Here is a 15,095-nt window from a genome sequence, read left to right on the forward strand (position 1 = left end):
AATGAAAAGGCCGTCTGAAACCATAAATTCATGGTTTTCAGACGGCCTTTTGGTTATGTAGCAAATTATTTGATATGAGGGAAAATAAAACGCATACGCGAAATCTGCATGGAGGCCACTTTCTGCGTAGCGGAGTAATTTTCAATTTTTTCTTGCATTCTGATTTGATGCATATTGCCGTTATAACGGGGAGCAGCATTCTGAGATTTATTTACTGTCGGCAGTTCAGCCTCTGTCTTTAACACTTCCTCTGCCTCGATAGCTGAAAGCGCAGCCTCATCCCTTACCAAACCGAAACGCTCGATAATGGCATTGGCTTCATCTATATAATGAGATTTGTCCGCGCCATTTTCCAACACCGCATCTTCAAGCACAACCGACAAATGCTTGCCGCAATTTTCGATACGCTCTGCAATACGCGAATAAACCATCCAACGTTTCAACCTCAATGCGCCTGCATCGTCATTGGGCGAAGCGGCATCCAGTTTAATTAAGCCATAGTGCTTGCCGTAATACAGACGGAACACCAGCTGCTTCAAACCGTCTGTTTCGTCCAGCATCCGATAAAGTTCGCGAACCAACAGCAGTAAACGGTCGAATGCGTCTGCTTTAAACAGATACTCCGAATCATCGGAAGCAAGCGCGTAAATCAGTTTGGACAGCTTGGCGTTGAGTGCGTTATTCATCTTTTTTCCTTTTATTTTTACGTGATGGATTTTGTATTAAGAGCCGTTCCAGATGATTTGGTTGCATTGGGATAATGTAAATTATTCATGCGCAAACCATCATTCAAAACGGAATAAAATATATAAAACGGCAAATTCAAAGCGAATGTGCCGTAGTTTTTAAGTGTCGTGCCGTATTTTAACGCAAATATGCTATTTTGTTAAAAAATACCTGCATTATTTATATCCGCATCTACAGTAAAACATTCTGGCAGTCCGCCTACTTCTTAATTAAAATGTTCACCAACAGCCTAAAGACCAAATAAAGGAACACATCATGAAATGGACAGATACCCAACGCATCGCAGAAGAACTCTACGACTTACACGGCGACAGCATCGATCCGAAAACCGTACGCTTTACCCAACTGCGTGATTTAATTATGGCTTTGCCTGAATTTGACGATGATCCGGCGCGTTGCGGCGAACGCATTCTCGAAGCCGTGCAACAAGCCTGGATAGATGAAACGGAATAACCTTTTCCCTTTTCATCAAACAAGACCTCAGGCTGTCTTTCAGACGGCCTGAGGTCTTTATTAAATCTATTCATACAATTTCGGAAAATTTCGAAATTGACTCATACCAACCTCAAAATTATTATGCAGTCTGACAACAAATAAAAGATATGCAGAAGGTGCATAACCATGAATCACGCTCGAGAAATCGCCGCTTTAAACAACAGCCTTTCTGATTTAAAAGGCGACATCAATGTTTCGTTCGAATTTTTCCCACCGAAAAACGAACAAATGGAAACCATGCTGTGGGATTCCATCCATCGCCTGCAAACCCTGCACCCGAAATTCGTTTCCGTAACCTACGGTGCAAACTCCGGCGAACGCGACCGCACACACAGTATCGTCAAACGCATCAAACAAGAAACCGGCCTTGACGCAGCCCCTCACTTGACCGGTATCGATGCCAGCCCTGACGAGTTGCGCCAAATCGCCAAAGATTATTGGGACAGCGGTATCCGCCGCATTGTCGCCCTGCGTGGCGACGAGCCGCCAGGCTATGAGAAAAAACCTTTTTATGCCGAAGATTTGGTCAAACTGTTGCGCTCCGTTGCTGACTTTGATATTTCCGTAGCGGCCTACCCAGAGGTGCACCCGGAAGCCAAATCCGCACAAGCCGACTTGATCAATCTGAAACGCAAAATCGATGCGGGTGCAAACCACGTTATCACCCAATTCTTCTTTGACGTGGAAAGCTATCTGCGCTTCCGCGACCGTTGCGTGATGATGGGCATTGACGTTGAAATCGTTCCCGGCATCCTGCCTGTAACCAATTTCAAACAATTGACCAAAATGGCCCAAGTGACCAACGTCAAAATCCCAAGCTGGCTGTCTAAAATGTACGAAGGTTTGGATAACGACCAAGGCACGCGCAACCTTGTTGCCGCCAGCATCGCCATCGACATGGTCAAAGTCCTCTCGCGCGAAGGTGTCAAAGACTTCCACTTCTACACCCTCAACCGCAGCGAACTGACTTACGCCATCTGCCATATTTTGGGTGTGCGCCCCCGTTAATAAAACAGACGGCCTCCCCATTCTGATTTACAATATCGAACATTCAGGCCATACCGGTCTGATTCAAAATTCCAACTAGGAGAGTTAACATGACAACATTGCATTTTTCAGGCTTCCCGCGCGTCGGTGCCTTCCGCGAATTGAAATTCGCACAAGAAAAATACTGGCGCAAAGAAATCAGCGAGCAAGAATTGCTGGCTGTTGCTAAAGACTTGCGCGAGAAAAACTGGAAACACCAAGCTGCTGCCAACGCTGACTACGTTGCTGTAGGCGATTTCACTTTCTACGACCACATCCTCGACCTGCAAGTTGCTACCGGTGCCATCCCTGCCCGTTTCGGCTTCGACAGCCAAAACCTGTCTTTGGAACAATTCTTCCAACTGGCCCGTGGTAACAAAGACCAATTCGCTATCGAAATGACCAAATGGTTCGACACCAACTACCACTACTTGGTGCCTGAATTCCACGCCGATACCGAATTCAAAGCCAACGCCAAACACTACGTTCAACAACTGCAAGAAGCCCAAGCTTTGGGCCTGAAAGCCAAACCGACCATCGTCGGCCCATTGACTTTCCTGTGGGTAGGTAAAGAAAAAGGCGCTGTCGAATTCGACCGTCTGAGCCTGTTGCCTAAACTGTTGCCTGTTTACGTTGAAATCCTGAACGCTTTGGTTGAAGCCGGTGCCGAATGGATTCAAATCGACGAGCCAGCTTTGGCTGTTGACCTGCCTAAAGAATGGGTAGAAGCCTACAAAGACGTTTACGCCACTTTGAGCAAAGTAAACGCCAAAATCCTGTTGAGCACTTACTTCGGTTCTGTTGCCGAACACGCTGCTTTGCTGAAATCCCTGCCTGTTGACGGCCTGCACATCGACTTGGTACGCGCTCCTGAGCAACTGGACGCATTTGCCGACTACGACAAAGTTCTGTCTGCCGGCGTTATCGACGGCCGCAACATTTGGCGCGCCAACCTGAACAAAGTTTTGGAAACTGTTGAGCCTCTGCAAGCCAAACTGGGCGACCGTTTGTGGATCTCCAGCTCTTGCTCTCTGCTGCACACTCCATTTGACTTGTCAGTTGAAGAAAAACTGAAAGCCAACAAACCTGACCTGTACTCTTGGTTGGCATTCACCCTGCAAAAAACCCAAGAATTGCGCGTTCTGAAAGCCGCATTGAACAAAGGCCGTGATTCTGTTGCCGAAGAACTGGCCGCCAGCCAAGCTGCTGCCGACTCCCGTGCCAACAGCAGCGAAATCCACCGTGCAGACGTTGCCAAACGCCTGGCCGATTTGCCTGCCAACGCAGACCAACGCAAATCTCCATTTGCCGACCGTATCAAAGCGCAACAAGCATGGTTGAACCTGCCTCTGCTGCCGACTACCAACATCGGCTCTTTCCCACAAACTACCGAAATCCGCCAAGCACGCGCAGCCTTCAAAAAAGGCGAACTGTCTGCCGCCGATTACGAAGCTGCGATGAAAAAAGAAATCGCCTTGGTGGTTGAAGAGCAAGAAAAACTGGACTTGGACGTACTGGTACACGGCGAAGCCGAGCGTAACGACATGGTTGAATACTTCGGCGAATTGTTGAGCGGTTTTGCATTCACCCAATACGGCTGGGTACAAAGCTACGGCTCACGCTGCGTTAAACCACCTATCATCTTCGGTGACGTAAGCCGTCCTGAAGCCATGACTGTCGCTTGGTCTACTTACGCACAAAGCCTGACCAAACGCCCGATGAAAGGTATGTTGACCGGCCCTGTAACCATTCTGCAATGGTCTTTCGTCCGCAACGATATTCCTCGCTCTACCGTGTGCAAACAAATCGCACTGGCTTTGAACGACGAAGTATTGGATCTGGAAAAAGCCGGCATCAAAGTCATCCAAATTGACGAACCTGCCATCCGCGAAGGTCTGCCTTTGAAACGTGCCGATTGGGACGCCTACCTGAACTGGGCCGGTGAATCTTTCCGCCTGTCCTCTACCGGTTGCGAAGACAGCACTCAAATCCACACTCACATGTGCTACTCCGAGTTCAACGACATCCTGCCAGCCATCGCCGCTATGGACGCTGACGTCATCACCATTGAAACTTCACGTTCCGATATGGAGCTCTTGACTGCGTTCGGCGAATTCAAATACCCGAACGACATCGGCCCAGGTGTTTACGACATCCACAGCCCACGCGTACCGACTGAAGCTGAAGTTGAGCACCTGTTGCGCAAAGCCATCGAGGTTGTACCGGTTGAACGTCTGTGGGTGAACCCAGACTGCGGCCTGAAAACACGTGGTTGGAAAGAAACTCTGGAACAACTCCAAGTGATGATGAACGTAACCCACAAACTGCGTGCCGAACTGGCTAAATAATGTGAGTTAGATGAAAAGGCCGTCTGAAAATTTTCAGACGGCCTTTTTTTATTTATCGATATTTAAACTATAAAGATTACGACTTCAACAGCTTACAAAATCCCTGTCGTTGTATGATGTTCTTCCACTCCTGATGTATACACGTTCTTAGTATGGTGATACACAGTCTCTTTAGTCGTTTCAACAATATGGTTGGCTTCTGACAAGATATCACTCAATGCAACTTTACTGCCGGTCGTATTCACCTTTTTCTGTGCTTCGCCGTTATGGCTATTGCCTTCTGAATACGTTTTGATGTTATTTTCAAAGCGCAGCCATGAATCATACAGTTCACCTTTAATGTCCGTCATGATTTTATTGTTAGCTACATTTAAAGATGCCTTGCCCTTAGGGTTGGTACTGTGTACGTCTACCAAAACATCATCCAGAGCACCACCAAGCTTCAATGTGTTATTGGTGATGTTGTACTCTTTGGCATTGCTTTTCAAATAAGCAAATTCGACATAGCCGTCAGATTTTTCACGCACGGAAATTTTGTTGTTGTGAATGGTCACCGCACCATGCATAGCGACATTACCATGGTGTTCTTCCACATAAACCGGTACTGCGCCTTTCATAATCTTGCCGATATCGGCATCATTGCCGCTGATGGTAATGGTACCGCTACCAATGCCGTTTTTAGATAAAACGCGGTCGTAAGTATCGTTGATGACGGCAATTAGATATTTTGTAGATTCGCCGCTGATCTTGTTGTTTGCCATATTGAGCGTGTAATCCATTTTGCTTTCATGGTTACGGAACTCAATCGCGTAAGTCTGAATATTGTTTTGATAAACCGTCAGATTTTTAATGACATTATTGCTGATATCGAAATAGCCTTTGTCAGCCGAGTGCAAATCTTTGTATTGGGTATTGGTTTGCACCTGGATACCTGAATACATGTGGTAGTACTTACCCAAGTCATCATCAACATTTAAACGGAAGCTCGGGTCTTGGATAATGGTATTGCCGGTAATTTTGACTTTATCCATAGAAAACTGGCGGTTGTAAGCAGCAATACCATACAGCCGGTCACCTGTTAACACATTGTCTTCAATGACAATGCCTGTACCATCATGCACATCCAAGCCTTTGCGGTAGTTGTGGTTGGTCGTGTTTTTACGGTATGTGACACCGTAATTGTAGCTGCCCGCAACCACAGCCATACCGTAGCCGGTACCGCCATCCGCTTCGTGGCCGTTCCAATCCAAACGGTTGCCCTCGCCGATAAAGTTTTGTTGGAAACCGATCAGCGCACCGGCAACGCGGTTGTGGTGCAGATACGAATCAACAATACGGTTGTTTTCACCCAAAGGCAGCGCTTCATATTTTTCATCAATTTCGCCGCTTTGTACGCGCTCTTTAAAGGTCAGCTTTTGACCTTTTTCCTTTTCCAAAGAAGCGGTCGACGTGAACATCACACCAGCACGATTGGCACCGGAAACCTCTACTTTACTGATTAAAGTATTGTCCGCATCGTTCACCAAAATGCCGTTTACCTTGCCAAAATAGCTTAAGCCTTTGCGGTAAAAATCAGGGTTGGTATATTGAACCGACAAGTTGGCAATGGTTTTATTGTTTTGTCCATCGATCAAGATACCGGCAAATTGGCGAATGTCATCATGGTTGGTGTTCGGATTGAACACGCCTGTCTGCGCCTTATCAAACGTTACTTTGGTTTTACCCATCCCCGAACCAAACAAACCGCGTGCGCCGGAAACGGTTTTATCCATCACAATCTGGTTGGAAATATAGTAGGTACCATCCAAGAAGACCATGGCTTTTTCTTTATGAGCCGCCTCTAAAGCCGCTTTAAATGCCTGAAGGCTGTCTTTTTTACCCTGCGCATCGGCACCAAAATCATTCACACGAACATAATTACCATACTCTTTAGATTGATACACGCGGTATTTTCCAGAGACACCTGCCCTGTTTTCGGTATGATCGTCAATTTTGTTTTCTTTGACTGAACTGAGGTGGCTATCGTGACTCATGGCTGTTTTTTTGCCGGAAGAAACGCTCACGACTTTGTTATGGCCGTCTGAATCGTTCAAAATCTTTTTATGCACAATTTCGACTGTTTTTTTTCCTTCGGCAATTCTGTCTTCTGCCTCTTTTTCTTTGCGGGCAGCGTCTTGTTTGGCTTTACGCTCTGCAATCGCTTTTTCGACTGCTGCTTTATGCGCTTCTTTTGCATGCTCGACGGCGTTTGCTTTGGCTGTGGCGGCTTCGGCTATTTTTTTTGCTTTAGCCTCTTCGTATTTTTTTTGCTTTTCAGCCAGAATTTTTTCCATTGATTGATTAACCGGTTTGTTTACCGGCTCTTTTGAAACAACGTGTTTGTCCGTTACTTTAGACGCAATGGTATTTTTACCGGGAACGCTACTTGCAGAAGCAACGCTGGCCCGTGCGACACGCATTTTTGTTACAACGCCGTCTGAAGATGATGAGGTACTGTTTAATCTTGCTGCCTCAGCCACATGAACCGCTTCTTTCGTTACAGTATTTTTACCGCTTAATTGCTTGGGTTCAGGAAAAACAGACGGACTTCTCCCCCAATTTTGGGTGTGTATCCATTCTTTTAGAGGAGAAGATGATTCGGAAGTGGTTTCAGGAGTTGAGGAGCCTTGACGGATATGGGTACGGCCAAGAGGAGCAAGTTTATGTGACATAATCAGCGTATTTCCTTGTATCAAATATCGTCCTTTCCCACCGCACAAGCGTGCAACAAAAAAGTTCGATGAATAAAGAGGTAAGACGGATTCTGTCGTAACAGCAATTGCCTGTATAAAGGCCAAACTGAAGCTGGCCACTTTGAGAAAATCGGCAGCGTTTCCCCTTCTGCCGATTTTCTGATTGAAAACGGTAATGGTGTTTGGACAGAACCCTTGGATGGCTTTTATAGGCAATCTGTCCGCGTACCATGTATCCGGTTATTTTTGACGGAAAATGTATCAGAGTCCCTTTTTAATTAATTAGTTCATCCAAAGTTAAGTTATTTTTGATTTTTATAGCAAAATAAAAATGGTTTTATCTTGCATTGTTTTTCTTTTTGGCGTGACAGAGTTAATACCGCGAAGCCAAAAAGGAGGGGAATTCTAACACAATATGTTTTTAGCATTTCCCATTTAACTAAATTTACAAAATATACAAAATAAATATCTATAAATGTTTTTAACTTCATCAAAAAATCAATAAAATTCGATATTTTCAATGTGTATTTTTACAACATAATTGCGCATTATATACCGATTATCTTAAAATGCTACCGTTTGTTTGTAAAATTTAGCATTTTATTATTTGTCTTCCCTCTCTAAAATCCAATAAAAAAGGCCGTCTGAAAAAATATTTCAGACGGCCTTTTTTATTGAATACGTTCTATTTAACAAACTTCGACCAACCAGCCGTGTTTGTCTTCTGTCAAACCGTATTGAATGTCGGTAATTGCCTTACGGATTGCGTAACCGCGCTCTTGGCTCTTCACTTCGATTTCTTTGCCATCAATCACGAAAGAAGTTACCGGAGAAATGACCGCAGCCGTACCAGTCAGAATCGCTTCCGCACCATTCTCAATCGCAGTTTTCAGCTCGTCGACAGTAAAGTTGCGCTCGGTAACAGTGTAGCCCAAATCTTTGGCAACAGTCAGCACGGAATCACGGGTAACGCCGTGCAGGAATTCGTCTGTCAACGGTTTGGTAATGATTTCATCGCCGTTAATCAGGATAAAGTTAGACGCGCCGGTTTCCTGAACATCGCCATTCGGACAGAACAGCACTTGGTTTGCACCGTGCTCTGCTTTGGCTTTCAATACCCAAGGCATGGCGGAAGCGTAGTTGCCGCCGCATTTCACACGACCCATATGTGGGGCGCAACGGATATGTTCGGTCTCAACCAAGATTTTAACGGGCGAACCGGCTTTGAAATAGTCGCCGACAGGAGAAGCCAGAATGTACAGCAAAGCAGTTTCAGAAGGAGATCCGGCCTTACCGATCACAGGATCGGTACCGATCAAAGTCGGACGCAGATACAACGCAGCTGGCGCATCAGGAATTTCTTCGGCAGCGCGTTTGACCAATTCGATCAAAGCATTCAAATAAGCTTCCGTTTCAGGACGAGGCAGGTGCAGAATATCTGCGCTTTGCTGCATACGCGCGATGTTAGCGGTCGGGCGGAACATCACGATTTTGCCGTTTGCCTGACGGAATGCCTTCAAACCTTCAAAACATTCGCTGCCATAATGCAGGGCGTGTGCGCCGGGGGCGAGTGTCAGGTCTTTGGAAGATTGCCATTCTACCGGTTGCCATTTACCTTCACGATAAGCGATAACGGGCATTTCAGCGTGAAAAACGCTGCCGAATACGGCTGGGACTGGTCTGCTCATGATGATTGCCTTTCTTATTCTGATTTGTAAGATAATAACTAAAGACTGAACAATACGCCTTTCAATATGGGTTTGACAAGTACCCGTCAGCATTAAAGATACCCTTCCCATGTCGTCTGAAACATGCCGTCCTATCCGAAATCCGGCAAATCGTTTAAACTGATACCATTTTTCAGACGGCCTGCCCCAACCGCAGCCAACCCGGAGTAACCCATGAAACTCATCTCTACCATCATCAAAATCCTGATTCTTCTTGTTTTCCTCCTGCTGGCCATCACCAATACCCACACCGTATCCTTCTTCTACCTGCCCGGCCAAAACATCAATCTGCCGCTGATTGTCGTGCTTTTCGGTGCATTTATTATCGGCATCGTATTCGGTATGTTTGCCCTCTTCGGCCGTCTGCTGACCCTGCGCAGCGAAAACAACCGCCTGCGCGCCGAAGTGAAAAAACATGCCCACCTTTCCGAAAAAGACCTGACTCCGGTCAAAACCGAAACACCGGCAACGACTTCCGAAGCCACTCCCAAAGCGTAACGCCACCAATCAATAAAGGAATACCATGGACAACGAATTGTGGGTCATCTTACTGCCCATCGTCCTCCTCCCCGTTTTCTTCGCTATGGGCTGGTTTGCCGCGCGCGTCGATATGAAGACCGTCCTGAAACAGGCCAAAAGCATACCGGCAGGGTTTTACAAAAGCCTTGATGCCCTCGTTGACCGCAACAGCGGTCGCGCCGCGCGCGAATTGGCGGAAGTGATCGACCAGCAGCCGCAGTCATACGACCTAAACCTGACCCTAGGCAAGCTCTACCGTCAGCGCGGCGAAAACGACAAAGCCATCAATATGCACCGCGCCCTGCTCGATTCGCCCGACACAGTCAACGAAAAACGCGCACGCGTGCTTTTTGAATTGGCGCAAAACTACCAAAGCGCAGGCTTGGTAGACCGTGCCGAACAAATCTTCCTCGGTTTGCAGGAAGGCGATATGGCACGCGAAGCCCGCCAACACCTTTTGAGCATCTACCAACAAGACCGAGACTGGGAAAAAGCCATCGAAATGGCGCAGCTCTTGAGCCATGACGAACAGACCTACCAGTTTGAAATCGCCCAGTTCTATTGCGAAATCGCCCAAGCCGCGCTGTTCAAATCCAACTTCGATGCCGCTCGCTACAACATCGGCAAAGCACTCGAAGCCAACAAAAAATGTACGCGCGCCAACATCATCCTCGGCGATATCGAATACCGTCAGGGCAACTTCTCTGCCGCAGTGGAAGCGTATTCCGCCATCGAGCAGCAAAACCACGCCTATTTGAGCATGGTCGGCGAGAAACTCTATGAAGCCTATGCCGCACAAGGCAAACAGGAAGAAGGCCTCAACCGCCTCATCGGCTATATGCAGACCTTCCCCGATCTTGACCTGATCAACGTCATCTACGAGAAGGCCCTGCTGCTCAAAGGCGAAACCGAAGCGGCGCAAATCGCTGTCGAACTCGTCCGTCAAAAACCCGACCTCAACGGCGTGTACCGTCTGCTTGGCTTGAAACTCAGCAGTATGAATCCGGAGTGGAAAGCCGACACCGATATGATTCGTTCCATTATCGGCCGCCAGCTGCAAAAAAGCGTCATGTACCGCTGCCGCAACTGCCACTTCAAATCCCAAGTCTTCTTCTGGCACTGCCCAGCCTGCAACAAATGGCAAACCTTTACGCCGAATAAAATCGAGATTTGATAAAGCGTTAAATATCAAAAAAGGCCGTCTGAAATCTTTTCAGACGGCCTTTTTATTACAAAGCAAAATATCAAAGCGATTCAAAACATAGGCGCACACACCAGCAATATCTGCTCAACAACGCTGCTCTGCCCATGCTAACGCCGCTACAATCTGAGCCTCAATATCGGCATTAAATTCACCGGCACGGTATGCATCGCGCAATTCTGTGCGACGGGTTTCATCTGCCGCAATTTGGTTTAACACCACTTGCGGAAACTCGTTAAACACAGGCCCATCCTCTTCATGACCCGTCAGAAACAGCGCAGGAATTTTTTGATTGGCGCGGACGATTTCCTGTTGGCGCGGATTATCAAAACGGCTGCTGTCGTCAAAATCACTGCGGGCAATATAGTTGACGCGGATATTGGGGTTCAGCTCCGCCATTTTTTGAATAAACGGCACAAATACGCGGCAATCGGGACAATATGGCGCAGCGGCAAGCAGCCAGTTTTGCGGACGGCTGATCTTTTTGACCGCCGCTGCCGTTTGCGCCGACAGCTCGGTCGCCTGATAGAGCTGCTGTTGTTTCAATTTGTCTTCTTCGGTATCAAAATCCAAATATTCTGTATAAGTGGCCATGCTTTACTCCTGTTCTGTTGCATTGTTTTTCCCTGCCGCGCTGTTCAAAAGCGGAACAAGCAGATTGACGACAAGGTTTTCAAATAGCGGCTCATCAAGCGGCGATTCGTCTGAATGGCCAAACACCAGCTTCACTTCGGTATATTCTTTCTGCCCTTTACTCATTTTATTGCCGTTAAAAACCTCATGGGCTTTTCTCAAGGCAGCATCCCAATCCTCTTTCTTGTTGTACTCCTCCGCAGCGGCAAGGCTGGTTTTGGCAAAAAACGGCAAGGGGGTATTTTGTCCGATTCGGAAATATACCAACCATTCTTTCAAAAGTTCTTTTGCTGTTTGTTGCCCGATGGCGGCATAGGTTTCGGTCTGCCCCAAGCTGACCATATAGGTTTGTCGGTTTTCAACGGATTTAGGGGCAATGGCGCAAAAAATCAAATGCTCCAATAAACGGGCAATTCGGTTGGGGGCATTGTCTTTTTGATTTAGGAACACAATGCGGCCACATTCGTAAAGATTGCCGATGGTGCCTTGTAAAACCAAGTCGTCAAAATATGCCTCATAAGGTTCAGACAGCCTTTTGTCACTGCGTATCAGCTCGGCATCTACGTTTTTTGCAGATATCTGATACTGCTTCTGCCACAAACCGCCCAATTCGCCTACCGGCATCAGGCTTTCGGCATTCAGTCGAATGGCCGTATCTTCAAAATCTTCCCCTTTGCGCCGCGCATCCAAATAGGCATCGGCAATCCGACCCTCATGTTGCGGCTCAAACGGTTCGGCAGACTCCCATGCACCGTCCAGATACGGCTGATCCCAACTTAAATTTTTCTTCAGCCAAACTTTGACAGGGTTGCGCCAAAAACTGATGAGCTCGCCCTGATGAATGGTTTTGCCCGGCTCCTCCTGACTTAAAGCCTCAAGGAAAAACGGCTGCGCTTCCGCTTGCGGCTGGTTCAATGCATCGGCGTAATCTTGGCGCGTACTGAAGAGGCCGTCTGAAAGCGCGTCCTTTTGGAAATAACGGCGTGAGAACGCCTGCAAAGGATGATGTTTCACCCATTTCTCCGACAACTCGCGCCCGCTTTTCCCTGTCATGGCGGCAATGGTATCCAGCAGCTCGCTGATTAACGAAGACGGCGCAAACTCGGCATCATTGCGTATATCGCGGCCGATGTAAGACAAATACAGCATTTCTCGCGCGCTGATTAAGGCTTCGAGGAAGAGATAACGGTCATCGTCGCGGCGGGCGCGGTCGCCTTTTTTCGGATGTTTGGCAATCAGGTCGAACACCGCCGCTTTGGTATTGCGCGGAAAATCGCCGTCATTCAAACCCAACAGGCAAACCATTTTAAACGGCAGGCTGCGCATCGGCACCATACTGCAAAAAGTGATGCCACCGCTCAAAAATCCGGCTTGGCTTTCGCTGTCCAAAAAGCGGCGGATATGGCGGATAACGGTTTTACACGGCAACAATCCGTCAAATTCGGCTAACTGCGCCTCTTCCTGCCATTTCGCCAAAGACTGCTCAAACTGCTGCTTGGCGTATTGGTCGTCTGTATCCGGAGCAAACAGTTTCTCTAGCAAATCGCGGCAACGCTGCACCCAGCTTTCCACATCGGCAGGCTCTTGCCATTGCGCCGCCATATCGGCCAAAGTGCGGATAAATTCGGCAAAACCGCTGAACACGTCCAACTGGTTGACATTACTATGCCACGCGCTCACGCCCTGCCACATGCCGTTACCGCCTTCGGGCAGCATCCAGCCCAAGGCCAAACGCTCTACCGCCTGCTGCCAAGTAAAGAGGTTGTCTTTTCCCTCACGCATGGTTTGGTCCAAACCCCAATGCACATTCAATCCGGCAACAGCCTCATGCAGCAGCGGCACATCTTCCTCGCTCAAACCGAAGCGTTGCAGCACCAACCGGCTTTCCAGCAAAGGCAAAACCTTGTCCACTTCAAACCGGCTCTCCAGCAAGTCCAACGTTTGCGCCAAAGCATACAGCAAGGGCTGACGGCGGCTGAGTTTCACATCCGAAATCGAATACGGTAAAGCCTGGCTGCCTGCATGCTCCTGTCCAAAAACGGCTTCGATAAACGGGCTGTACGGCTCGATGTTCGGCGTCAACACGGCAATATCGTGCGGCTGCCAGTCGGGATTTTTTTGCAACACCAGCGACAGCTCTTCTTTCAAAATCTGCAGTTCGCGCAAAGGGCTGTGTGCCGCAACAATTTTGACCGAGCCGTCATTCAACAGTTTGTCCGGCTCGACGCACACTGGATTGCCGTCCGCATCGTGAACATGAACCAAAGCCGACTGCGCGCCTGCTTCGCCTTCTTCCTGTTGATACAAGCGTTCAGACGGCATGATTAAGTTTTGGATATCGTTTTGCAGGCAATGCAACAAGGTATCGTCTTTTCCCTCTTCATAAACCTGAATATCCTGCTCGGTTTCCACTTCCGACAGAAAATCAAAGAAATCGCGCCCCTGCTTACCCAAAGAAGCCAACAGCGGATGCCCTGCCTGCGACAAATCCGCCTCATCGCCCCTTTTCAAAATCTGTGCCTCGTCGATGACCTCGCCCCAATATTGGCTGCTCGGATTGAGTGCAAACACAAACACATCGCAATGCTTGGAAATTTGGTGCAGCAGTTGTAGATACATCGGCGCCATTGTCGAAATGCCGAATACGAACAATCTTTGCGGCAAGACCGATTTATCCAACTGCGCCAACAGCTTTTCCCACAAGGCCACGCGGTGCGGCGCAGATTGGCTGCCATCGTCCAAATAACGCCACAGCCGCGCCTGCCAATCCTCATCATCGCCCAAGCCCAGCAGCTTCCCGGCCTGCCACGCATCAATCCAATCCGGGCGGTACACCAAATATTGGTCGAAAATATCCGCCATTTGTCCGGCAAGCTGATAATCTGCCGAGGCCGAACTGTGTAAATAACTTTCCAGCTTCAGGCGCACGTTTTCGTACTCCGGGGCCGTCTGAAACGCTTCGCTGCGGAACAAATCCAGCAAACGCCAGCGCATAACTTCAGGCGAAAACGGACTGAGCGGCGGCACATCGGGAACCAATTTACGCATCAGCTGCCATGCCAAACCGGCCGGCAGGCTGAACTTCAAATTCGCCGCCACGCCGAGTTTGCGCGCAAAAAACACATTCAGATAACGCCGCATCCCCTGGCTCTGCACCACCACTTCTTCCTGTGCCAATACAGCATCCAAAGGCAAGGCCTGATGAATATGCGCGCACATTTCGGCAAGCGCTTCCAAACGGTCGGACTGATAAAGATAAAACATAGCAGACAATCTAAAAAACAATTGCCCACATTATAATGCCATTAGGACAAATGCTTCAGCAGAAGCGGCAAACAAAAACACAGGCCGTCTGAAACACATCGCTCCAGACGGCCTAAAACAAACCCATCGGCAGCCAATTATTAATTATTTATCGACCCCTGTACAAACCGGCTTCTCCTATCCTATAATTTCCCACATTCGGAATGTAGCGCAGCCCGGTAGCGCACTTCGTTCGGGACGAAGGGGTCGGAGGTTCGAATCCTCTCATTCCGACCAAATACAAAACCTGCTTGAGTCCAAGCAGGTTTTTTACATTCGGCAAGCCTGAGACCTTTGCAAAATTCCCCAAAATCCCCTAAATTCCCACCAAGACATTTAGGGGATTTTCCATGAGCACCTTCTT

General features: G+C 48.1%; 10 protein-coding genes and 1 tRNA gene. 6 read left to right on the forward strand and 5 right to left on the reverse strand.

Features of this window, described 5'->3' with window-relative positions; genetic code table 11:
- Positions 1-65: 65 nt before the first annotated feature.
- Positions 66-686 (reverse strand): hypothetical protein, encoded by a 621-nt coding sequence (locus tag ACTHS4_RS01595; protein WP_308881565.1) that lies wholly within the window; start codon positions 684-686, stop codon positions 66-68.
- A 316-nt stretch (positions 687-1,002) separates the two neighbouring features.
- Between ACTHS4_RS01595 and iscX the strand changes: the two genes are divergently transcribed.
- The 3 genes from iscX to metE all read left to right on the forward strand — a co-directional run bounded on the left by iscX (position 1,003) and on the right by metE (position 4,616).
- Positions 1,003-1,200 (forward strand): Fe-S cluster assembly protein IscX, encoded by a 198-nt coding sequence (gene iscX / locus ACTHS4_RS01600; RefSeq protein WP_049349676.1) that lies wholly within the window; start codon positions 1,003-1,005, stop codon positions 1,198-1,200.
- Positions 1,201-1,368: 168 nt separating this feature from the next.
- Complete coding sequence (gene metF / locus ACTHS4_RS01605) at positions 1,369-2,250, forward strand: methylenetetrahydrofolate reductase (protein ID WP_049330686.1); 882 nt, start codon at positions 1,369-1,371, stop codon at positions 2,248-2,250.
- An 89-nt stretch (positions 2,251-2,339) separates the two neighbouring features.
- Positions 2,340-4,616: a 5-methyltetrahydropteroyltriglutamate--homocysteine S-methyltransferase gene (gene metE, locus ACTHS4_RS01610; protein WP_440365422.1), complete on the forward strand. Its 2,277-nt coding sequence runs from the start codon at positions 2,340-2,342 to the stop codon at positions 4,614-4,616.
- Positions 4,617-4,708: 92 nt separating this feature from the next.
- On the opposite strand, the gene ACTHS4_RS01615 is transcribed toward metE, so the two are convergent.
- Positions 4,709-6,949 (reverse strand): right-handed parallel beta-helix repeat-containing protein, encoded by a 2,241-nt coding sequence (locus tag ACTHS4_RS01615; protein ID WP_070825711.1) that lies wholly within the window; start codon positions 6,947-6,949, stop codon positions 4,709-4,711.
- A gap of 1,088 nt (positions 6,950-8,037) precedes the next feature.
- On the reverse strand, positions 8,038-9,036 hold the full coding sequence (gene ilvE, locus ACTHS4_RS01620; RefSeq protein ID WP_070825667.1) for a branched-chain-amino-acid transaminase: 999 nt from the start codon (positions 9,034-9,036) through the stop codon (positions 8,038-8,040).
- 213 nt (positions 9,037-9,249) lie between these two features.
- Between ilvE and ACTHS4_RS01625 the strand changes: the two genes are divergently transcribed.
- Together ACTHS4_RS01625 and lapB are read left to right on the forward strand one after the other, a co-directional pair.
- Entirely contained in the window at positions 9,250-9,573 is a 324-nt protein-coding gene (locus ACTHS4_RS01625; RefSeq protein ID WP_070825666.1) for a LapA family protein, read from the forward strand.
- Positions 9,574-9,598: 25 nt separating this feature from the next.
- A complete protein-coding gene (gene lapB, locus ACTHS4_RS01630) occupies positions 9,599-10,768 on the forward strand; it encodes a lipopolysaccharide assembly protein LapB (protein WP_070825664.1) in 1,170 nt (389 codons plus the stop codon).
- 114 nt (positions 10,769-10,882) lie between these two features.
- Here the strand turns inward: lapB and ACTHS4_RS01635 are convergent, their stop codons facing one another.
- A complete protein-coding gene (locus tag ACTHS4_RS01635) occupies positions 10,883-11,389 on the reverse strand; it encodes a thioredoxin family protein (protein WP_371459962.1) in 507 nt (168 codons plus the stop codon).
- Between the two features lie 3 nt (positions 11,390-11,392).
- Positions 11,393-14,692, reverse strand: a complete 3,300-nt coding sequence (gene recC, locus ACTHS4_RS01640; RefSeq protein ID WP_070825973.1) for an exodeoxyribonuclease V subunit gamma — start codon at positions 14,690-14,692, stop codon at positions 11,393-11,395.
- A gap of 199 nt (positions 14,693-14,891) precedes the next feature.
- Between recC and ACTHS4_RS01645 the strand changes: the two genes are divergently transcribed.
- A tRNA-Pro gene (locus ACTHS4_RS01645) sits at positions 14,892-14,968 on the forward strand.
- Positions 14,969-15,095: the final 127 nt, after the last annotated feature.

It is taken from the genome of Neisseria sp. P0014.S009, from assembly GCF_051958155.1.
Taxonomy (GTDB): Bacteria; Pseudomonadota; Gammaproteobacteria; order Burkholderiales; family Neisseriaceae; genus Neisseria; species Neisseria flavescens_C.